Annotated in this window: 18 protein-coding genes; 5 read left to right on the top strand and 13 right to left on the bottom strand. The window is 43.0% G+C overall.

What is annotated here, in order from left to right:
* Positions 1-8: 8 nt before the first annotated feature.
* From RCH61_RS02345 to RCH61_RS02335, 3 genes are read right to left on the bottom strand one after another with little or no spacing between them, the layout of a single operon-like run.
* On the bottom strand, positions 9-1,418 hold the full coding sequence (locus RCH61_RS02345) for an MBOAT family O-acyltransferase (protein ID WP_178006523.1): 1,410 nt from the start codon (positions 1,416-1,418) through the stop codon (positions 9-11).
* A gap of 21 nt (positions 1,419-1,439) precedes the next feature.
* Entirely contained in the window at positions 1,440-1,925 is a 486-nt protein-coding gene (locus RCH61_RS02340) for a DUF4358 domain-containing protein (protein ID WP_178006522.1), read from the bottom strand.
* Entirely contained in the window at positions 1,922-2,680 is a 759-nt protein-coding gene (locus RCH61_RS02335) for a GDSL-type esterase/lipase family protein (protein WP_178006521.1), read from the bottom strand. The genes RCH61_RS02340 and RCH61_RS02335 overlap by 4 nt, the downstream gene beginning before the upstream one ends.
* Positions 2,681-2,907: 227 nt before the next feature.
* Here RCH61_RS02335 and RCH61_RS02330 point away from each other — a divergent pair, with 227 nt between their 5' ends.
* Complete coding sequence (locus RCH61_RS02330) at positions 2,908-3,396, top strand: DUF5721 family protein (RefSeq protein ID WP_178006520.1); 489 nt, start codon at positions 2,908-2,910, stop codon at positions 3,394-3,396.
* Between the two features lie 162 nt (positions 3,397-3,558).
* Here the strand turns inward: RCH61_RS02330 and htpG are convergent, their stop codons facing one another.
* A complete protein-coding gene (htpG, locus tag RCH61_RS02325) occupies positions 3,559-5,631 on the bottom strand; it encodes a molecular chaperone HtpG (RefSeq protein ID WP_178006519.1) in 2,073 nt (690 codons plus the stop codon).
* A gap of 260 nt (positions 5,632-5,891) precedes the next feature.
* Here htpG and RCH61_RS02320 point away from each other — a divergent pair, with 260 nt between their 5' ends.
* Positions 5,892-6,422 (top strand): GNAT family N-acetyltransferase, encoded by a 531-nt coding sequence (locus tag RCH61_RS02320; RefSeq protein ID WP_178006518.1) that lies wholly within the window; start codon positions 5,892-5,894, stop codon positions 6,420-6,422.
* Positions 6,423-6,499: 77 nt separating this feature from the next.
* Here RCH61_RS02320 and RCH61_RS02315 read toward each other — a convergent pair whose 3' ends face one another.
* Complete coding sequence (locus RCH61_RS02315; protein WP_178006517.1) at positions 6,500-7,018, bottom strand: peptidylprolyl isomerase; 519 nt, start codon at positions 7,016-7,018, stop codon at positions 6,500-6,502.
* A gap of 198 nt (positions 7,019-7,216) precedes the next feature.
* Here RCH61_RS02315 and RCH61_RS02310 point away from each other — a divergent pair, with 198 nt between their 5' ends.
* The 3 genes from RCH61_RS02310 to RCH61_RS02300 all read left to right on the top strand — a co-directional run bounded on the left by RCH61_RS02310 (position 7,217) and on the right by RCH61_RS02300 (position 9,923).
* On the top strand, positions 7,217-8,329 hold the full coding sequence (locus RCH61_RS02310; protein ID WP_178006516.1) for an ABC transporter ATP-binding protein: 1,113 nt from the start codon (positions 7,217-7,219) through the stop codon (positions 8,327-8,329).
* Positions 8,330-8,475: 146 nt separating this feature from the next.
* Entirely contained in the window at positions 8,476-9,426 is a 951-nt protein-coding gene (locus RCH61_RS02305) for a PucR family transcriptional regulator (protein WP_178006515.1), read from the top strand.
* Positions 9,423-9,923 (top strand): DUF6106 family protein, encoded by a 501-nt coding sequence (locus tag RCH61_RS02300; protein ID WP_178006514.1) that lies wholly within the window; start codon positions 9,423-9,425, stop codon positions 9,921-9,923. Before RCH61_RS02305 ends, RCH61_RS02300 begins: the two co-directional genes overlap by 4 nt.
* 160 nt (positions 9,924-10,083) lie before the next feature.
* Here the strand turns inward: RCH61_RS02300 and RCH61_RS02295 are convergent, their stop codons facing one another.
* From RCH61_RS02295 to clpB, 8 genes are all read right to left on the bottom strand, one after another.
* On the bottom strand, positions 10,084-10,761 hold the full coding sequence (locus RCH61_RS02295; protein ID WP_178006513.1) for a TIGR00266 family protein: 678 nt from the start codon (positions 10,759-10,761) through the stop codon (positions 10,084-10,086).
* Between the two features lie 146 nt (positions 10,762-10,907).
* Positions 10,908-13,091, bottom strand: a complete 2,184-nt coding sequence (locus RCH61_RS02290) for a sensor histidine kinase (protein ID WP_306479770.1) — start codon at positions 13,089-13,091, stop codon at positions 10,908-10,910.
* Positions 13,063-13,761, bottom strand: coding sequence for a response regulator transcription factor (locus RCH61_RS02285; RefSeq protein WP_178006633.1), 699 nt, complete (start codon positions 13,759-13,761; stop codon positions 13,063-13,065). Before RCH61_RS02285 ends, RCH61_RS02290 begins: the two co-directional genes overlap by 29 nt.
* A 37-nt stretch (positions 13,762-13,798) precedes the next feature.
* Positions 13,799-14,431, bottom strand: coding sequence for a hypothetical protein (locus tag RCH61_RS02280; RefSeq protein ID WP_178006632.1), 633 nt, complete (start codon positions 14,429-14,431; stop codon positions 13,799-13,801).
* Positions 14,364-15,689, bottom strand: coding sequence for a glycosyltransferase (locus RCH61_RS02275; protein WP_178006631.1), 1,326 nt, complete (start codon positions 15,687-15,689; stop codon positions 14,364-14,366). The genes RCH61_RS02280 and RCH61_RS02275 overlap by 68 nt, the downstream gene beginning before the upstream one ends.
* 77 nt (positions 15,690-15,766) lie before the next feature.
* Positions 15,767-16,276, bottom strand: coding sequence for a DedA family protein (locus RCH61_RS02270; protein ID WP_178006630.1), 510 nt, complete (start codon positions 16,274-16,276; stop codon positions 15,767-15,769).
* Positions 16,277-16,385: 109 nt separating this feature from the next.
* On the bottom strand, positions 16,386-17,591 hold the full coding sequence (locus RCH61_RS02265) for a Y-family DNA polymerase (protein WP_442920442.1): 1,206 nt from the start codon (positions 17,589-17,591) through the stop codon (positions 16,386-16,388).
* A gap of 66 nt (positions 17,592-17,657) precedes the next feature.
* Positions 17,658-20,270 (bottom strand): ATP-dependent chaperone ClpB, encoded by a 2,613-nt coding sequence (gene clpB, locus RCH61_RS02260; RefSeq protein WP_178006629.1) that lies wholly within the window; start codon positions 20,268-20,270, stop codon positions 17,658-17,660.
* Between the last annotated feature and the right edge of the window lie 87 nt (positions 20,271-20,357).

Genomic DNA, 20,357 nt, shown 5'->3' with positions numbered 1-20,357 from the left:
GTATTCCCCTAAAATCTGAAATATAAAAACGGATTAAATGTATCTGTCACTAAAAATGCCACTGAAAGTAAGAACATTCCCATATAGAGAACAGCCCCCACCGTCATCCTTACTGTTCTGTTTGAAGAAAGACGAACCGCTCCGTTTAAAAGTTTCCTTCCATAAGCGGTACTTCCTACAGACGCAATGACAAACAGCAAAAGGTGAGTAAATAAAAGAAACGCACCTTTTGCATCCGCGATCCCTGCTCCGCCTCCGATCATCGCCCAAAGATAACGCAAAGCATATCCGAGACTCGGACTAAAGAAGAAGACCCATCCTACAAGGATCACCACACCCGCATAAATATGCTGCACCGGATTCGGGAGCTGTTCTACAGAAGACCCCCAAACATACTTTTCCATTACAAGGATCACGCCGTAGTATACGCCCCATGCGATAAAGTTCCACGCCGCGCCGTGCCACATTCCGGTCAAAGTCCAAACGACCATCAGATTAAATATATTTCTTGAGACAGAACAGCGGTTTCCTCCAAGCGGAATATACACATACTCCCTGAACCATGTGCCAAGAGAAATATGCCATCTCCGCCAAAACTCCGTCGCATTTTTAGACACATACGGGTGGTCAAAATTTTTCTTAAATTCAAATCCGAACATTTTTCCAAGTCCGATCGCCATATCCGAATATCCGCTGAAATCAAAATATATCTGAAACGCATAAGAAAACACCCCGATCCATGCAGTCAGAACAGATAAATTTCCGGTTGACATCGCCGCAACTTCTTCAAACACCGCTCCTGTCGAATTTGCAATGATCACTTTTTTCGCCAGTCCGATAATAAAATACATCGAGCCTTGTCCCAGTTTGCGAAGCGTCACCTTGCGCTCTTTTAACTGTTCTTCGATATCCGCATAACGGACGATAGGTCCTGCGATCAGCTGCGGAAACATACTGATGTAAAGTGCAAAATATAAAATATTTTTCTGCGGCTTTGCATCTTTCCTGTAAATATCGATCACATAGGAGATCGCCTGAAATGTATAAAACGAAATTCCGATCGGCAGAGGAAGAACTCTGTATGGAATATCCGTTGTAAGGAATGAATTGATCGTATCGAGCAAAAATCCATAATATTTAAAAAATCCAAGTATGAGGAGATTCGCCACGAGCGCAAATACAAGACTCCTTTTTGCCTTCTTCGGATCATCCCCATTCGCTTCAATATCCTGTCCGCAAAAATAGTTCAATACGATGGACAAGATCATAAGTACAACATAAACCGGCTCTCCCCATGCATAGAAAAACAGACTTGCCAAAAGCAAGACGATATTTTTCACCCCGTTCGGAACGAGATAATACACTGCCATCACGATTGGCAGAAACATAAACAAAAATGTAATACTGCTGAATAACATCGGCCTGTTCCCTCTCCCGCCTTATAAACTGTTGTTAAATACTTCCAAATATTTCTCTGCCTCCGGCGCAGCGGCAAAGAATACATATTTTCCGCGCACACTCTGCTTTGCAGATTCCAAAAGCTGTACCGACTCCGGCGCATACCCTTCAAAATCATTCGTCCGCATTTTGATCCGTTCTTCGATCGCTTCAGACACTTCCGCCGTCTGAGACTCATTTTTCACTTTAATAAGAAGAACTTCTTCTGATGAAATGCTGAATTCTGAAGAATAATACATTACGCCTTCATAATCAGCCGCATTCAGTCCAAAATTGCGTTTCAGCGCAGACCCGTCCTGAAGCGCCAGATTGTCTTTCTTCAAAGAGGCTTCTACCAACTGCTCTACTTCCTCAAACGGACGATTGCTTCCGCTTGTATAGATTAACAAAAGAGCCACAAATCCGACGATCAAAAGGAACGTCACATAACGCATCACCTGAACCGTTCTTTTCTTCCATTGACTCATAACCCTGCCACCTCCGCCATTTTTCCAGCCCAAACCGGATAGAAAGCCGCCTTAAAATGCACGCCGTCCTGTTCATAATATTCGTCCGAGACAAGATCTGAACTGTCAATAAATCCGATTCTCTTTTTATCACACAACTCTTTTAATTTATCGTTATATTCTTCTATCTTTTCAAAAACCGGCTTTTCTTTCACTGCCTTTTCCTGTACCGGAAAGATCGCATTCACAAAGATATGCGCTTCCGGAACATTTTTTTTCACTTCATCGACAACCGACTCATACTGTTTGATGAATTTCTCTGCATCACCGTTTGTATGCTCAACATCATTCATTCCGAGCGAAAGGAAGATAATACTTGGACTTAACTCTTTTACCTGCTGAATCTGCTCGTCCAATTCATCCAAATGCACCCCGATCTTCGCCACAACGCTGGATGTATTCAATATATCATACTCTGTAAATCCTTCCGTAATGGAATCCCCTACGATGACCGCACCGGTAAACTTCTCTTTCAGGCTCATTTCACCCGCACCGTCTTCTCCGTCATTCTTTTCAAGCAGAGCGATCTTCTTTTCGATCGCCGAGATATCACCGTTCTCTTCCCCATGAATATATTCCAGTCCTGCCGACGTATCTGCCTTCTTATAAAAAAGCCCGCGGATTCCCTGTACGAGCAGCACAATAACAAGCACTGCCGCAAGAATACATACCGCAAGAGCAATTTTTCTTTTTGTTTTCTGTTTTATCTTCTTCATTTATTTCATTTCCCTATTATTTATTATACTCTTTTTTATTTTCCAATCACCGGAAGTGCCAAAAGGCACTTTCCTATGAAATAAAAAATAATCCAAGGTAATAATACTTTTTTTACTCCAAAAAGTCAATGACGCCGACTTGGTTTCGTGATACAATTAATATTATCCTGTCATATCAGGAACTTCATAGAAAAATTGCACAAATATACAATGATAAGGAGTCTTTCATGATCGCATTTTCATTGACAAATATCAAAGATTTCATGTCCCATCTTCTTCTAAATGAAACATTTGACCACTTTTCATTTATCGAGGGAGAGATCACGACATTCAACACCTTTCACATTGACGGTTTTATCCAAAAAGATTTTTTTGACTCTGACGCTGTTCTCCCTGAGTACTCTTACTGGAAAAACGTAAGAAGCTTTTGTTATTCTCTCATTAAAGGAAAACGAACGCCGCTTGCCTTTCACTTTGTATTCAGCCTTTCCCCGAAAAAGATCGAGACGCTCATCTTACAAAACAGTCTTTCAATTCAGCCGGACGCTGTGCAGGGACTTTATCTGAACATCCGCTACGATGGCAGCACATTGACATGTATTACCGGAACTTCCTTCAAAACTTTTATGATGGATAAAACGTTAGAACATGCATGGGATGAAATGACGGAAAATTTCTTCAGGAAAAAAGAGATTGATTTTGAATTACTAAATTGATATGAATACTTTCTCAAATTGCACACAGAAAGCGTAACTATCTCATAATAAAAGAGAGTGAGTTTAATTTAGGGGCTGCCGCTTCACGATTTTATGATTCATCGTTAAAGCGACAGCCCCATTCCATTTCGTTATATTTTCAATGAAATATCAACTGTAGTTTTATTTTGTGAGTAAAAGCATGATCTCGTTGCTTCTCTGTACGAACGCCGTCATCTCTTCCGGACTGAGCGGCTTATGAGCAAGCATTGCCAGATCATAGAGCTGTTTACAGATAACCGTTACATTTTCGCTTTCTTTATTTTCTGTCAGGAATTTCACAAGCGGATGGTTTGCATTGAGTACAAGCGTTGCCTTGCTGCCGAACATCGCCGGATCCATTCCGCTCATACCGTACATCTTCATCATCTCTTCCATGCGGCGGCTTTCCTCTGACAGTACAGCCATAGACGCCACTTTATCGTCTTTTAATTTTTCAACTTTTACATCCAGCTTGTCATCATTCAGCTCTTTGCGGAAGATTTCTACAAGACTGTCCGCCATTTTTCCGAAAGCTTCCTTCTCATCTTCTGCAACTTCATCTTTCAGAGATTCATGAACATCTGCATCAATTCTCAGGAAACGGACGTCCTCATGCTTCTGCTCAAGATAAGTCACAAACGCAGAATCAATATTATGTGTCAGCACGATGGCATCCTGACCCTGTGCTTTGAACATATTGATATACTGACTTTGCTGAACTTCATCTGTCACATAGTAAACACTTGTCTTCTCAGGCTCTTTATCCTGATCGTCAGCGTCTGCTTTTGCATCTGTCTGAACGTCCTTTTCTTCCTCTTCCTTTGTCTCTTCATCTGCCTTTTCTGCATCTTCTTTTGCAGCGTCAGCTTTGCTTTCATTTATAATATCTTCTAATGTCAGATATTTGTGATCCAAATTTTTATAGATCATCGAATCTTTCATCTTCTCGCCGAATTTTTCATCTTTCAGGCATCCAAATTTGATAAACGGACTGATATCGTCCCAGTATTTCTCATAATTTTCTCTGTCCGTCTTAAACATTCCTGTCAGTTTATCCGCCACTTTCTTGGAAATGTAATCGGCAACTTTATTGACAAATCCATCGTTTTGCAGGGCGCTTCTCGATACGTTAAGAGGCAGATCCGGACAGTCGATCACTCCTTTAAGCACCATGAGGAACTCAGGAATCACTTCCTTAATATTGTCCGCGATAAAGACCTGATTGTTATACAGCTTGATCGTTCCTTCAATGGACTCATACTCTGTGTTGATCTTCGGGAAATACAGAATTCCTTTTAAGTTAAACGGATAATCCATATTCAGATGAATCCAGAACAAAGGCTCTTTATAATCCATAAATACTTTCCGATAGAAATCAATATACTCTTCTTTCGTGCACTCGCTCGGACTCTTACTCCACAGCGGATGTGTATCGCTCAAAGAAACCGGACGTTTTACGATCTTCGCTTTCTTCTTCGGTTCGCCTTCTTCGCCTTCTTTAACTTCTTCCGTAATATGCTCTACGACTTCGTCTGTGTCAAGCACGTCTTCCTCATCAATCGTTTCATATTCCGGCTCTGCATTTGCCTTGGAAAGAAAGATCTCGACAGGCATAAAAGAACAATATTTTTCAATCACTTCTCTTGCACGATATTCATTTGCAAATGCAAGACTGTCTTCATTTAAAAACAGCGTGATCTCTGTTCCGACTGTCTCTTTATTTCCTCCCTGCATCTCATATTCCGTACCGCCCTGACTTGCCCAGTGTACGGCAGATGCTCCTTCTTTATAAGACAATGTATCGATCTGAACTTCATCTGCCACCATGAATGCAGAATAAAATCCAAGTCCGAAGTGACCGATCATATCGTCTTCTGTTGTCTTGTCTTTATATTTTTCAAGAAACTGTGTCGCTCCTGAGAATGCAATCTGCGTAATGTACTCTTCCACTTCTTCAGCGGTCATACCAAGACCGTTATCAATAAACTTCATCGTCTTTTCTTCCGGATTTACGATCACTTCAATTTTTGCCTTGTAATCTTCCGGAAGTTCATACTCTCCCATCATATCAAGCTTTTTCAGCTTTGTAACCGCATCGCATCCGTTTGACACAAGCTCGCGCACAAAAATATCATGATCTGAATATACCCATTTCTTTATAATCGGAAATATATTCTCGCTGTCAATCGATAATGTTCCTTTTTTTACTGCCATCGTAAACACTCCTTCTCTTTTTTTATTTTATGAGTTGCGCCTCTGCCGATCTTTCGGAATCCAATCAGCTTTACGCTTTCTGTTTCCATGTCTAACAGACATTCTAGTACGGAGATATTTAAAAGTCAATAGAAAATCAGCACTCTTTTGTGGTGAGTGCTAATAATTTATATTATTTTTAGAAAGTTGCAGGAGAAAGCCTGTATGTACTATAATATTTCAGACAGCAGTACTTTACATTACAGAAGGGAGACTTTTTCATGAAACAGAACAGTTCAGTCAATGAAAAGAACCGCTCGATCAGCATTCAAAAAGCTGAAAGCACCGAACATCTTCAGGAAATCGCCGACTTGGCGGATGTGATCTGGCATGAACATTTTACACCGATCATCGGAAGCGAACAGGTAGAATATATGCTCGACCGTTTCCAATCCTGCCCTGCATTGCAAAAACAGGTTCTTGAAGGATATGAATATTACCGGCTTCTCGATCAGGAAAAGCTGTGCGGATATGTATCGATCCGTCCAGACAAGGACGGCAGATTGTTTTTGAGCAAACTCTATCTTGCCAAAGAGTACCGTGGCAGACATCTGGCAACTTTTCTGTTTGATTTTCTGAAAGAACTGTGCCGAAAACAAGGATATTCTGCTATTTGGCTGACATGCAACAAACACAATGACGGTTCTTTAAACGTATACCGCCATCTCGGCTTTCAGACGATCGACGCTCAAAAAAATGACATCGGAAATGGTTTTTTCATGGATGACTATATTATGGAATATCGGTTATAAAGACAAACTAATACCAAAAAGCGGAGACGCCCGACGTCTCCGCTTTTGTACTTTCACCTTTCTGCAGTTTACAGAACTTACACTGTTTCCGGTTCACTGTATGTTTCTCCGAACAATTCTACAGTCACTTTTTTCATTCTCTGTGCTTCAAGCGGACGATCACTGTAATCTGTCGCTGTCTCCGCGATCTTATTTACAACATCCATCCCTTCCGTAATTTTTCCGAAAGCTGCATAAGCTCCGTCGAGATGCGGAGATTTCTCATGCATGATAAAGAACTGACTTCCCGCAGAATCCGGATGCATTGCCCGTGCCATTGAAAGAACGCCCGGATCATGTGCAAGGTCGTTTTTAAATCCGTTCTGCGTAAACTCACCTTTGATCGCATATCCCGGACCTCCCATTCCGTTTCCATTCGGACATCCGCCCTGGATCATGAATCCGCGGATCACGCGATGAAAGATCAATCCGTCATAAAATCCTTTGTTAATTAATGAAATAAAGTTGTTCACTGTATTCGGCGCAACTTCAGGATACAGCTCTGCTTTCATGATATCTCCGTTTTCCATCTCAAATGTAACGATCGGATTTGCCATAATTTTATTCCTCTTTTCTTTCCTTGATTTCATAATTTACGATAGTGCTATTGTAGACGATTTCTTATTTTTCGTCAACATGTACACTTTTTCCTTCTTTTTTTAGTCACTCGTAACATTGTCCGGTTTCCGGCTTACGGTTATACTTATTTCATAAGCAAATTCAGAAAACATTTTTATTTTCAGGAGGAACATAAAATGGCAAGTTTATCACTCAAAGGCATTCAGAAAATCTATCCTAACGGATTTCATGCGGTAAAAGATTTCAACCTTGAGATCGCAGACAAAGAATTCATCATCTTCGTAGGACCGTCCGGATGCGGTAAATCTACAACGCTTCGTATGATCGCAGGTCTGGAAGATATTTCTGACGGAGTATTCAAGATTGACGGAAAAGTTATGAACGATGTAGAGCCGAAGGACCGTGACATCGCAATGGTATTCCAGAACTACGCTCTGTACCCGCACATGACTGTATATGATAATATGGCATTTGGTCTGAAACTTCGTAAAGTACCGAAAGCAGAGATTGATAAAAAAGTTCGTGAAGCAGCAAGAATCCTTGACCTGGACAAACTGCTTGACCGTAAACCGAAAGCTCTTTCAGGCGGACAGAGACAGCGTGTTGCTATGGGGCGTGCCATCGTTCGTAATCCGAAAGTCTTCCTTATGGATGAGCCGCTTTCCAACCTTGACGCAAAACTGAGAGTTCAGATGCGTATCGAGATCTCTAAACTTCACGAGAACCTCGGCGCAACGATCATCTATGTAACACATGACCAGACAGAGGCTATGACACTGGGAACAAGAATCGTCGTTATGAAAGACGGAGTTGTTCAGCAGGTTGATACACCGCAGAATCTTTACAATACACCGTGCAATCTCTTTGTTGCAGGATTTATCGGATCTCCGCAGATGAACTTCATGGATGCAGTCTGCTCAGTCAAAGGCAATGATGTAACACTGTCAGTCGGAAAACATGTATTAAAAGTTCCGGCTTCCAAGAAACAGGCTCTCATCGATGGAAACTATGACGGAAAGACAGTTGTTCTCGGTATCCGTCCTGAAGACGTACATGACTCTCAGGCATTTATCAGCAACTCCCCGGACAGCATCATCGAATCCGAGATCAAAGTATACGAGCTTCTCGGCGCAGAAGTATTCCTTTACTTTGATTTAGAGGGAACGCAGATGACAGCGCGCGTTAACCCGCGTACAACACTGCGCACAGGAGATAAAGCAGTATTTGCACTTGATATGGAGAAGATTCACGTATTTGACAAAGAAACAGAGTTGACGATTACAAACTAATGATTTAAAATCAAAACAGCAGTTATGCGGCTGTCAAAACGCCCGGTTTGATCAGAAGTTCATTCTGGCCATGCTGCTTATAAAAGAATAAAAGGGGGCTGCACTTGTTTCGGGTGCAGCCTCTTTATGCAAGGTGAGGTTAATCTATGGAACAAAACACAGAACAAGCTGCCATCCGGGCAACGGATCCTGCCGCACTGACGGAAGAACTGGAAAGAGCGCTGCGGGAACTGCACCGGATCACCGGTGTATCGCTTCAAGTCTCAGACACAGATCCCGAACAGATCGCGTCTGCATTGACACAGATCCATTGTCTTTGTACCGCTTATAAAGAAAAATATAACCGGACAGATTTTCTTCAGGGATTAATGACTGAGAATATTCCCCGCTATGAAATTGCCGACCGCGCCGCAAGACTTCATATCAATCCGGATGAAAAGAGGATTCTCTTTCTTATCGAAGGAAAGAATTTTGACGAAACATCAGGCGCGATATTAAAGAACCTGTTTTCTTCCCGTTCAAAAACGTACATTGTTCCGGTGACGGAGACATTGCTTGCAATCCTTCGTCCCTTAAAGCAGGAAGAATCTTTTGAAGATATGAGACATATTGCAGAAATAATTGTAGACACGCTCAACACGGAAGCGCTTATCCATGTCCGCCTGTCCTACAGTTCGGTAATGAACACCCTTTCCGATATCTCAGATGCCTTCCGCGAGACGAGCCTGGCGCTGAAAGTCGGACGTCTCTTCTATTCAGAGCAAAATATTTTCCCGTATAATGAACTGGGGATCGGACGACTGATCTATCGGCTTCCTGCTTCTTTATGTGAGAATTTTCTTTCCGAAATATTCGGCACTTCGACACCGGAAGCGCTTGATCCTGAGCTTACGGCTACAATCAACCGTTTCTTTTTAAACAACCTGAATATTGCAGAGACTGCCAGACAGCTGCACATGCACCGCAATACGCTGATCTACCGTCTGGAACAAGTTGAAAAACAGACAGGTTTGGATCTTCGCACTTTCGAAGATGCCATGACATTCAAGGTCGCTATGATGGTCATAAATTACCTGAAAGGAAATCAAGAACTATGAATGACGCATTATATGAACAACTCGTAACCCGTAAACTGAAAGCATCCGGCATTTTTATCAGCATCCTTGTCATCGCTCTTGCGGCAGCAGCCGCTGTTTTAGGAATGCCTTTTCTCGGATTCTTATCATTTATTATTGCAATCTTGATCCTGATGATCGGTTATTATTTTATTTTTTCAAAATTCAATGTAGAATATGAATACATGATCTTAAACCACGATTTTCAGATCGATGCCATTTATAATAAATCAAAAAGAAAAAATATGCTCAATTTTGATATTCAGTCTGCTGAGATCATTGCTCCGAAAAAATCTCCGCGGCTGAACTCCTTCCATCCTGATAAAATATATGATTTTACTTCCGGCAATGAAAACGCATCTGTCTATGCGGTTATGCTCTCTCTCGATCAGAAAAACGCATGCGTATATATCGAGCCTGACGTAAAAATGATTGAACATATGAGACAATGGATGGGATCTAAAATGTTTTTAGATTAAAAAAAGAGAGGAAGCGTCTGCCTGTCAGGATCAAAACGGACAAATAATTTTCCATGTTGATCCTGACAGAAGAGCTTAGACAATTCTAAAATGATTCACGAATAACAATTTCTGATTTTTCCTGTATATTTAATATTATTTTCATAGCATGCTATTCTACTTATTTGGACGGGAGATATCTTAAGATTGCGCCTGCCACATTCGAGATCGGCATCGTCTGAAGCCAGACCCGTCCCGGTCCGGTAATCACCGTGTTAAACAATCCTTCTCCGCCGAACATCATATTTTTAATTCCGGGCACTGTACGGATCTCCATTTTACAAGTAGCGTCCATCGCCGCAAGATATCCTGTATCAACTACGATCTGCTGCCCCGGCTGAAGTCCATATTCTACGACCGATCCGTCAAATTCAAGGAACGCCAGTCCCTGTCCCGAAAGTCTCTGCATAATAAAGCCCTCTCCGCCGAACAGACCCGCTCCTAATTTTTTCTGGAAGAAAACAGACAATTCAACCCCTTCCTGCGCTGCTAAAAATCCCGATTTCTGTACGACGATCTCTCTTCCCGGCATAATTTCCCACGGTTTGATCTGCCCCGGGAAACTGGATGCAAAAGCGATCATTCCCGGACCTCCTTCTGCCGTATACCGGTTTTGGAAGATTGCCTCTCCTGCAAACATTCTTCCAAGCGCTTTTCCGACTCCGCCGTTAGAAGTTGTCTCCATCTTCATATTCGGTGACATCCAGCTCATAGAACCTTTCTCTGTGATCATTGTTTCTCCGGCATCCATAAAGCAGACTACTACCGGAAGCTCTCCGCCCTTGATCTCATATTTCATCTTTTTTCCTCCCTTTTCTCATTCTTTATACCAGCATATTTTTCTTATCATCTCTCTTTTCTATGCCGATCCTTTTTTCTACCAAAAGAGTACCACAAAATGCCGGAAGAGTCACTACTCTCCCGACATTCTTTGCTTGCTCTGTACTATTTTCTCATTGACAGATTTTCAGGAGATCCCTCCTGTGAATTTTCAGCCGGTTCTTCTAATTTCGGAAGATACAGGTCAGCTTTAAACAGATCTGCTTCTGTCGAGATCTTCAGCGAACCGTGCTGCAGCTCAGCAAAACTTTTCGCGATTGCCAATCCAAGTCCCGAACCTTCCGTATTTCTCGAAGAATCTCCCCGCACAAAACGGTCTGTAATCTCATCAGGATTAAAATTCAACTCCGTCGCAGAAACATTTTTCATTGTAATATGAACTCCGTTCTCCTGCTCTGTCATCTCAATATAAACTCTTGTATGCGGCATTGCATACTTTGTAATATTCACGATAAGGTTTTCAAAGATACGATAGGTTTTCTCGCTGTCAAGCCACATGACAACTTTCTGTTCCGGAAGCTTCGTCCGAAATTCCAGATTCGCCTCTTTGATCTTCCCGTCATTTTCCAGTTCAACCTGCTTAAATAATCCGGCAATATCAACTTTCATAAAGTGCATCACAACGCTTTTGCTCGCAGCTTTGCTGATCTCAAACAGATCTTCGATCAACACTTTCAGACGAAGAGATTTTCTCTCCAAAACATGAATATACTCTTTCCGCTTTTCTTCATCCTTTTCATTTTTCAGAAGATCCGTATATGTGATGATCGCTGTCAGCGGCGTTCTGAGATCATGAGAAACATTCGTAACAAGTTCTGTTTTCATGCGCTCGTTCTTCACTTCCTCATCTACCGCTTTTTTAAATCCTTTCTGAATCCGCTTCAATTCTTCCTGTATCGGATTGAACAGACCGACGTCGCCTTCGATCGGAATATCCAGACGGCCTTCTGCCAACTGATTTGTAGACTTCAGCAAAACCTCATATTTTTTAGAAAGATCCTGCGTATATTTTTTCAGGAACATAAACAACAGCACAGAATAAACGACCAGCGCAACTGTTCCATACCACCAAAAGAGACATACGACAAACAGAATGGCGAAGTTGATAAGCACGACGCGAAGGATCGTCCGATTCGTTTTATCCTGAAAATCAAGATGAAGCAGCGCGTCATACTGCCGGGCAAAAAAGTTCTTTATCCTCGTTAAGATCCTGCCTGCTTTCTTTCTTATCTTTCCTTCGTTTTCTCCTTCTTTGTTCTTCATCTTTCTCAGCATTCTTGCCGTCAGCGTCCTTTCCGTCCAGTATGCCTTCTTCATCCGAAACATTGCCCGAAGTGATGTAACACACCAAAAAAGCATTCCAAACAAAAACATCCACAAAAGGAAATTGATTACAGATATAACCGGCTCAAATCCTGCCGGAAGGAACGTTTTCTTCACCGTATGATAAACGACATACGTCATCACATCAAAGCCGCCGAAAGAAAAGAATAATAATCCTGCACCCGCCACTTCAAAAGGTACGCGGAATATTTTCATCTCACTTAAATCAAGACGTTTGATAAATGGCATAAGAAGCGCCGCTGCGATCAGCAGAACGCTTAAGATCTCCAAAGGATCCCGGTATGCGCCGATATAACTAAGATCGTAATATGCATACCATTCGCCCTCTTCCGAAGCAACGATTTTCCCGTAGGCTTCGAGATTTTCATCTGTCATCCCGTAAAGGATCGTAACATCTTCAAGGTTCGTAATCGAGGAGATCTGACCGTAATTCTCTACGCTTGCAGCTTCATTAATGTAGATCGACTCCATATTATATGCTGCCGCCGCATCAAATGCCGTTCCCCCGATCTGAACGTCTTCCAGTTCCCCACTGTCTGAAAATACATATTTCACGCGGAATGCATATTTTTTACCATCCTCCGCATTTAAGTTCTCCAGTTCTTCTTCCGACAGATCAGAGGCAATCACCTCATCCTGACCGTCAATCAATTCATAATCTAAATATTTCTCTGCCAGATCAAATCTCTGCTGTCCGTAAAGGGAAAGCACTTCTGCCGGATCTGTATCCCTTACATATCGATTATAAAGGAGATAATTTCCCTCTGCCAGCGTGTTTGCCATACTGCTTGCAGTATCTCCCGACTGATTTTCCGCTTCTTTCTGCGATTCAATCGTCCGACGGATCGCTCCATACTGAGACATCATAACCGACGAACAGGCAGCCAAAAAGAGAAGAAGCACGATCACTGCGAATTTACGGCTGTTTTTCAATTTTGTATCCAACGCCCCACACCACCTTCAAATATTTTGGATTTTTCGGATCAATCTCAATCTTTTCCCGAATATTTCTCACATGCACCATGATCGTATCTGTGTTGATTGCTTTCTCCTGCCATACCCTCTCATAGATTTCTTCTGCCGAAAAGACCCGCCCCGGATTTTTCGCAAGCAATAAAAGGATCTTGTATTCAATCGGAGTCAGTTTCACCGGATTGCCGTCCATCGTCACTTCCACAGTGTCCTCGTTGATTTCAAGGCCTCCGATAACATGAGTATTTTCCTGAGGCGTCAGTCTTTCAAGAAATTTTCGATATCTGCGCAGCTGAGAATTGACCCTTGCCATCAGCTCCATCGGAGTGAACGGTTTCGTCACATAATCATCCGCCCCGATATTAAGTCCCATGATCTTATCGACTTCTTCTGATTTTGCGGACAACATGATAACCGGAAAATCATGCTTTTCCCGAAGCTTCATCGTCATCCTGATTCCGTCCATCCGCGGCATCATAATATCCACGATCGCCAGATGGATTTCTTCTCTTTCAATCACTTCCAAACCTTCGATCCCATCTGCCGCCTGAAACACCACATACCCCTGACTTTGCAGATATATTTGAACACCTTCTCTGATCTCCTTATCATCTTCTACGATCAATACATGATTAATTTCCATCTCTTACTCCCTCTCCTTTTGTCATTTCCTATCATTTTTATACTGTCTGTGTAATGCATACTTCTCTGATTTGTGCTTCTGCGCTGACCGGAAGATCAGGAATCGCCTTTTTGGAAACGACTCCATAATCTTTCACCGCAACGTCAACTGTCGTAAATGGAAGCGGTATCACATATTTATCCCATCTACGCGTCAGACGAATGCAGGACGAATAAGAAAGACTGATCCCTACAAACGACTCTTCTGCATGTTCTGACAAATAAAACGCCAGTTTTTTCGGCTCATGTCTGGGACCAAGCGGTCCATCTAACGCAACAGCGATCGAATGCGCCTTTTCATAAGAATCGCAGACAATCTTTTTCAATGCGCCGAATGCTTTATACCCGTCAGGAACACGCAGCGCATTCCCGCCGCACCGTTTTATCATATGTTCAATATAATTTCCCCGCGTATCGGCTGTAACGATCACATCTACGGGTGTTGTCTTATCCGCGAGACGATCAAGCACAAGATTCATAAAGAAACTGTCCTCATGCCAAAACCCAAATATCTGACTTTCCCCGTATTCATTTTCTTCATGCCAGTTTATTTTCACTGTCTTTTCAAGCAATGTGAGATATTTTGTGAACAGCCATTGCAGTACGTTCTCCGTGATCTTCTCCGTTTTCATAAAAATATTCTCCTTTTCCGTCTTTCTGTTGATCCATTGCTTTTTCGCAGATACATTGATTGTAGAGCATCTCTTCATATAAGGCAAGTGTGCCGGAGCGATAATTTTGCGCTTCCGCCAAAGCTGCTTTTTTCATTTTGAACCTGTTCTTCGGCTGTGAAGCTTCAATTACTTTCTCAGCCCACTTGCTTTCCTCTTCCTCGGTCAAAAATCCATTGATCCCGTCTTCGACAATATCATCAGAACCGACCGCATGAACTGCAACGACCGGAGTTCCTGCTGCCATCGCCTCTGCCAAAACGATTCCCTGTGTCTCGGACTTTGACGCAAACAAAAACAGGTCTGCCGCATGTACATAATGTTTCACGTCCTCGTTCTGTACATTTCCTGCAAAAGTCACAAGATCGCTGATACCCAAAAGAGCCGCCTTCGTTTTCAATTCCCTTTTCTGACTTCCGTCTCCAAGAATCATCACATGAAAATCATCCCCGGCTTCCTCTTTGATCTTCGCAATTCCGCGAAGGATAAATTCATAATTTTTCTCTTTTTCCAGTCTGGATACCGTAACATATAAATGCTTTTTCTTTCCTATATATGTCTCTCTGATTTCTTGCGCCCTCTGCTCATCCGTTCTGAAAAATGATTCTTCAAGTCCTGTCGGAAATACGGCGGATCTGCTCCTCATCCCATACTTCCACAGTATCTTCTGCATTCCCGCCGACGGCGCAAGCACGAGATCACATTGATTCGCAAACCAGCTCATATAAGCAGGTATCAGCTTTGTCTGAATCAGACCAACGGCTTTCTTTTTGAGCTCAAAGCTGTTCTCATCGACACGCAGTCCGGGTATGTAATGCAGGTAGTCTTCGTATCTTGTATGATAAGTATAAATAAGCGGAAGGCGATATTTTCGCTTCAAATAAAGCGCGCACGGTCCTACGAACATCGGATGATGTACATGGATGCAGTCAAACGTTTCTCTTTCGAACGTTTCCATGATCTCCGAAGGATAAAAGCTTGGATACACCATTCCGTTGTCCATCTTCCTTCTCTGTGTTCCATACCGGACAACCTGCTCGAAAGCAGATGCATCAGCCGCTAAAACCGCCGCTTTTTCTTCTTCTGTTTCTCCGTACATCGGCGCGAACACCGTCACTTTATGTCCTAATTTAATTAATTCCTTCGCCTGACGCTCTACTGAGATCGGCACGCCCCCTACAAATGGTCTGTAATTATTTGTCAACATTGCGATTTTCATGTCATTTCCCCCTTGTCTGGATTCTCTCGCCTTATTTCGGTATGATTTCCTGTTTGCTTTCCACAAACGCCCTAAAATTATGTAAAGAAATTGATCGCCGCATCTCCGAAGAAATATCCTGCCCCTACAAATGCCAGATTCCAAAGGAAGATCCCACACACGGAACTGACCGTATATTTTGTAAAATTCATTTTTACCATTCCTGCAGGAATCGAAATAAGCGTCCGAACCATCGGAAGAAGTTTACTTACAAACACGCCTGTTCCGCCTTTTTCTCTCAAAAACGCCATCTTCTCTTCAATCACCGGCTGCTGCTTTGGAAATTTCTTAAAATAAAATTCCATCACTTTTCCGCCGCCGAATCTGCCAAGCAGATATAATGCCCAGCTTCCGGTCAATCCTGCAAAAACAGTAAGGATCATGACCATCGGGAAGCTGATTTCCCCTTTCGCAGCCCAAATTCCTGCCAGCGGCATGATCACACCAGCCGGAAATCCCGGAAGGTTCAAATATTCCAAAAGCACGATCAAATAAATAAAAAACGCTCCATATTGTAAAAAATACTCGGTAAGTTCAGATATGCTCATAAAAAAATCAGCCTCCTTTAACTATCTACAGGATATCCTGTAAATCTAAAGGAGGCTGATATAAGATTCAAAAGAAATTCTAAAGATTTTTTGAATAAGATTTTGAAATTTATTTTTTCTTTTTCATAAGGCTTGCCTTTATGACCGAACCTTCTCCATACTTTTTGTTCAGTTCATCCATTGCCTTTTTCAGACGCTTATGTTTCTCATCCGGCTCTTTCGGCGGCTGTATATCGAAAAGCGTAAGCTGTTCAGGTTCGTCTTCGTCCACTAATTTCGACGTTCTGATCCCGAGAAGCCGCACCGGCTCCCCGCTCCATGCTTCCTGAAACAAAGCAACTGCCGCCTTATATAATACACTGCTTTCATTCGATGGTTTCTCCAACTGCATCTGATGGGATAATGTGCGGAAATCATAATATTTGATCTCCATACTGACCATTTTCGCCTTTTTTCCCGCTTTCTTCAAACGTCTTCCAACGCTCTTTGCCAATTCTTCAAATACCGGGCATACTTCTTCCAACGTCTGCGCATCTTCTCTAAGAGTAGTGGAATTTCCGATTCCTTTCGCTTCTTCCGGTTCTGACTGAACAGCCGATGCACCGATCCCGTTTGCAAATTCCCACAGCATCCTTCCATGACTTTTCAGATGAAGCACGATCAGTTCAGGATCTGACTGCGCCAATGCCCCGATCGTGTTGATCTCCAGTTTTTTCAAAACCTGCACACTGGATTTTCCTGCCATATAAAGATCCCCGATCGGAAGGGGCCACATCTTTACTTTTATCTCCTCCGGAAACAACGTGTGTATCCGATCCGGTTTCTCAAAATCTGACGCCATTTTCGCAAGTAATTTGTTCGTTGAGATCCCGACATTTACCGTAAATCCGAAATTCTTCCTGATTCCGTCTTTGATCTCGATCGCTCCGTCGATGGGCGAGCTGTATCTGTCGCTGATTTTTGTGAAATCCATATAGCATTCATCTACGCTGACCTGCTCGATCTCCTTCGTAAATATCTTTAAATATTCCATCATCTGTCTGCTTTTCTCCCGATACATTCGATGATCCGGCGGATACATCACAAGATTCGGACACTTGCGAAAGGCATTCGCAACAGGTTCCCCTGTGCGGATGCCATATTTTTTTGCAGAAGTGGATTTCGCAAGGACAACGCCGTGACGGGATTTCTGATCTCCGCCGATGATTGCCGGAATCTCGCGTATATCCACTTTTGCACCGTTTTTTAATTGTTCTACAGCCGTCCAGCTCAAATAAGCCGAATTTACATCAATATGAAAGATAATCGGTGTCACTTGCGTCATCCTTTCACGCACCGGCACTGTGCAGGCTCTCTTCTTTCTGAATTTCTCATATTTGGCTTATACTTCGTGTCCGCCTGCACTGTTTATCCGCTTCACATCTGCTTTCAGTCTTCCGTCTGCCGCATCGATCAGGATCGTATCTTCTCTTCCGACATTTCCGGCAAGAATCAGCCGCGCAGCCAGTGTCTCTACATTTTTCTGCAGATATCTCTTCAACGGTCTTGCCCCGTACATCGGATCGTATCCGCCCTCTACGACACAGTCTTTTGCCGCTTCTGTCAGCTCGATCGTCAGCTCTTTTTCTTCCAGCCGTCTGTTTACATCTGCTACTAACAAGTCAATAATCGCACGAATATTTTCTTTCGTCAATGGTTTAAACATAATGATCTCATCAAGACGGTTCAAAAATTCCGGTCTGAAATGAGCTCTCAAATCATTCATCGCCATACTCTGTGCCTCTTCCGCGATTGTTCCGTCTTCGTTTATGCCGTCCAGCAGATAACCTGCACCGATATTGGATGTCATAATCAGGATCGTATTTTTAAAATCTACAGTACGTCCCTGTGAATCCGTGATTCTTCCGTCATCCAGCACTTGCAGCAATACGTTGAATACGTCAGGATGCGCCTTTTCCACCTCGTCAAACAGTACAACCGAATACGGTTTTCTTCTAACGGCTTCCGTCAGTTGACCGCCCTCGTCATATCCGACATATCCCGGAGGCGCTCCGATCAGTCTTGACACGGAATATTTTTCCATATACTCGCTCATGTCAATCCGCACCATATTATTCTCATCGTCAAACAGACTCTGTGCTAAAGCTTTCGCCAGTTCTGTCTTTCCTACGCCTGTCGGTCCGAGGAAAAGGAACGATCCAATCGGCTTGCCCGGGTCTTTGATTCCGGCTTTGGAACGAATGATCGCTTCTGTTACAAGTTCGACCCCTTCGTCCTGACCAATCACTCTTTTGTGAAGTTCATTCGCAAGGTGAAGTGTTTTATTTCTTTCACTTTCATTTAATTTCGCTACAGGAATTCCTGTCCATCTGGAAACGATCCTTGCGATCTCTTCATCCGTCACTGCTTCATGAACAAGCGACAGCTCTTTTTCTTTCACCTTCTCTTCCTCTTCTTCAAGCTGTTTCTGAAGCTGAGGAAGTTTTCCGTACTGCAGTTCTGCGGCTTTGTTCAGATCATACTCTCTTTGCGCCTTACTGATCTCTTTATTTACCTGCTCGATCTCTTCACGGATTTTCTGTACCCGTTCAACAGAATGCTTTTCATTGTCCCACTGTACCTTTTTGCCCGCATATTCTTCTTTCAGCCCTGCCAGCTCTTCCTGCAAATGCTCCAGACGTTCACGGCTCAATCGGTCTTCTTCTTTTTTCAATGCTTCTTCTTCAATCTCAAGCTGCATGATCCTTCTTCTTAGTTCATCCAGCTCTGTCGGCATGGAATCCAGTTCTGTCTTAATAAGCGCGCAGGCTTCATCGACAAGATCGATCGCTTTGTCCGGCAGAAAACGGTCTGAAATATATCGGTTTGACAACATTGCCGCAGCCACAAGGGCGCTGTCTGTAATCTTCACTCCGTGAAATACTTCATAACGCTCTTTCAGTCCGCGCAAAATAGAAATAGCGTCTTCCACCGTAGGTTCGTCAACCAAAACCGGCTGGAAACGACGTTCCAAAGCCGCGTCTTTCTCGATATATTGACGATACTCATCAAGCGTTGTTGCTCCGATGCAGTGAAGTTCACCTCTTGCAAGCATCGGTTTTAACATATTTCCGGCATCCATAGCGCCGTCTGTCTTTCCTGCTCCAACGATCGTGTGCAGCTCATCAATAAACAGGATGATCTTTCCATCACTGTTTTTCACTTCTTCAAGAACTGCTTTCAGACGTTCCTCAAACTCTCCCCGATACTTTGCACCTGCAACAAGAGCACCCATATCCAAAGAGAAGATCGTCTTCTCTTTCAGTCCTTCGGGAACGTCTCCGCTGACGATCCGCTGAGCAAGACCTTCCACGACCGCTGTCTTTCCGACTCCAGGTTCTCCGATAAGCACCGGATTGTTTTTCGTCTTACGGGAAAGAATGCGGATCACATTTCTGATCTCCTCGTCACGACCGATCACCGGATCAAGCTTTTGATCCCTTGCCCGTTCTACCAGATCCTGTCCGTATTTGTTCAGCGTATCATAAGTCGCTTCGGGATGATCGCTTGTCACTCTCTGATTGCCTCTGACAGTGGAAAGTGCATGCAGAAATCCTTCCCGGCTGATACCAAATTCCCGATAAATCTGTTTCATCTCTTTACTTGCATATTTTAACAGGGAAAGGAAAAGGTGCTCTACGGAAACGTATTCGTCTCCCATCTGTTTCGCCTCATCCTCGGCATGGATCAACACATTGTTCAGATCCTGCCCTACGAAAAGCTGACCGCCCTGAACTTTTGGACGCTTTCCGATCGCCTGATCCACTCTGTTGATCAAAAGCTGACCTTGAATATTCATCTTTTCAAACAATTTTAAGATCAGACTGTCATCCTGTGTAAGCAGCGCATACAGTAAATGTTCCTGCGCCAATTCCTGATTCCCGTTATCTGCGGCGATCTTCTCGCAGTTTTGCACCGCTTGAAGTGAATTTTGTGTAAATCTGTTTATATTCATGCTAATCCCTCCTTTGTTTTCGTGTTCTATTAGGAATATAGCACTTGTTGTTAGCACTGTCAAGCATCGAGTGCTAATTTTTTCATA

It is taken from the genome of Mediterraneibacter sp., assembly GCF_030825015.1.
Taxonomy (GTDB): Bacteria; Bacillota; Clostridia; order Lachnospirales; family Lachnospiraceae; genus Mediterraneibacter.
This window is presented reverse-complemented; position numbering and strand designations above follow the sequence as displayed.

What these genes read in the sequence shown, in the direction of transcription:
- clpB (WP_178006629.1), bottom strand. Translation starts at nt 20,270, where the DNA reads ATGAATATAAACAGATTTACACAAAATTCACTTCAAGCGGTGCAAAAC.
- RCH61_RS02300 (WP_178006514.1), top strand. Translation starts at nt 9,423, where the DNA reads ATGAATGACGCATTATATGAACAACTCGTAACCCGTAAACTGAAAGCA.
- RCH61_RS02345 (WP_178006523.1), bottom strand. Translation starts at nt 1,418, where the DNA reads ATGTTATTCAGCAGTATTACATTTTTGTTTATGTTTCTGCCAATCGTG.
- RCH61_RS02270 (WP_178006630.1), bottom strand. Translation starts at nt 16,276, where the DNA reads ATGAGCATATCTGAACTTACCGAGTATTTTTTACAATATGGAGCGTTT.
- RCH61_RS02320 (WP_178006518.1), top strand. Translation starts at nt 5,892, where the DNA reads ATGAAACAGAACAGTTCAGTCAATGAAAAGAACCGCTCGATCAGCATT.
- RCH61_RS02335 (WP_178006521.1), bottom strand. Translation starts at nt 2,680, where the DNA reads ATGAAGAAGATAAAACAGAAAACAAAAAGAAAAATTGCTCTTGCGGTA.
- RCH61_RS02305 (WP_178006515.1), top strand. Translation starts at nt 8,476, where the DNA reads ATGGAACAAAACACAGAACAAGCTGCCATCCGGGCAACGGATCCTGCC.
- RCH61_RS02295 (WP_178006513.1), bottom strand. Translation starts at nt 10,761, where the DNA reads ATGAAATATGAGATCAAGGGCGGAGAGCTTCCGGTAGTAGTCTGCTTT.
- RCH61_RS02310 (WP_178006516.1), top strand. Translation starts at nt 7,217, where the DNA reads ATGGCAAGTTTATCACTCAAAGGCATTCAGAAAATCTATCCTAACGGA.
- RCH61_RS02340 (WP_178006522.1), bottom strand. Translation starts at nt 1,925, where the DNA reads ATGAGTCAATGGAAGAAAAGAACGGTTCAGGTGATGCGTTATGTGACG.
- RCH61_RS02280 (WP_178006632.1), bottom strand. Translation starts at nt 14,431, where the DNA reads ATGAAAACGGAGAAGATCACGGAGAACGTACTGCAATGGCTGTTCACA.
- RCH61_RS02285 (WP_178006633.1), bottom strand. Translation starts at nt 13,761, where the DNA reads ATGGAAATTAATCATGTATTGATCGTAGAAGATGATAAGGAGATCAGA.
- htpG (WP_178006519.1), bottom strand. Translation starts at nt 5,631, where the DNA reads ATGGCAGTAAAAAAAGGAACATTATCGATTGACAGCGAGAATATATTT.
- RCH61_RS02315 (WP_178006517.1), bottom strand. Translation starts at nt 7,018, where the DNA reads ATGGCAAATCCGATCGTTACATTTGAGATGGAAAACGGAGATATCATG.
- RCH61_RS02275 (WP_178006631.1), bottom strand. Translation starts at nt 15,689, where the DNA reads ATGAAAATCGCAATGTTGACAAATAATTACAGACCATTTGTAGGGGGC.
- RCH61_RS02330 (WP_178006520.1), top strand. Translation starts at nt 2,908, where the DNA reads ATGATCGCATTTTCATTGACAAATATCAAAGATTTCATGTCCCATCTT.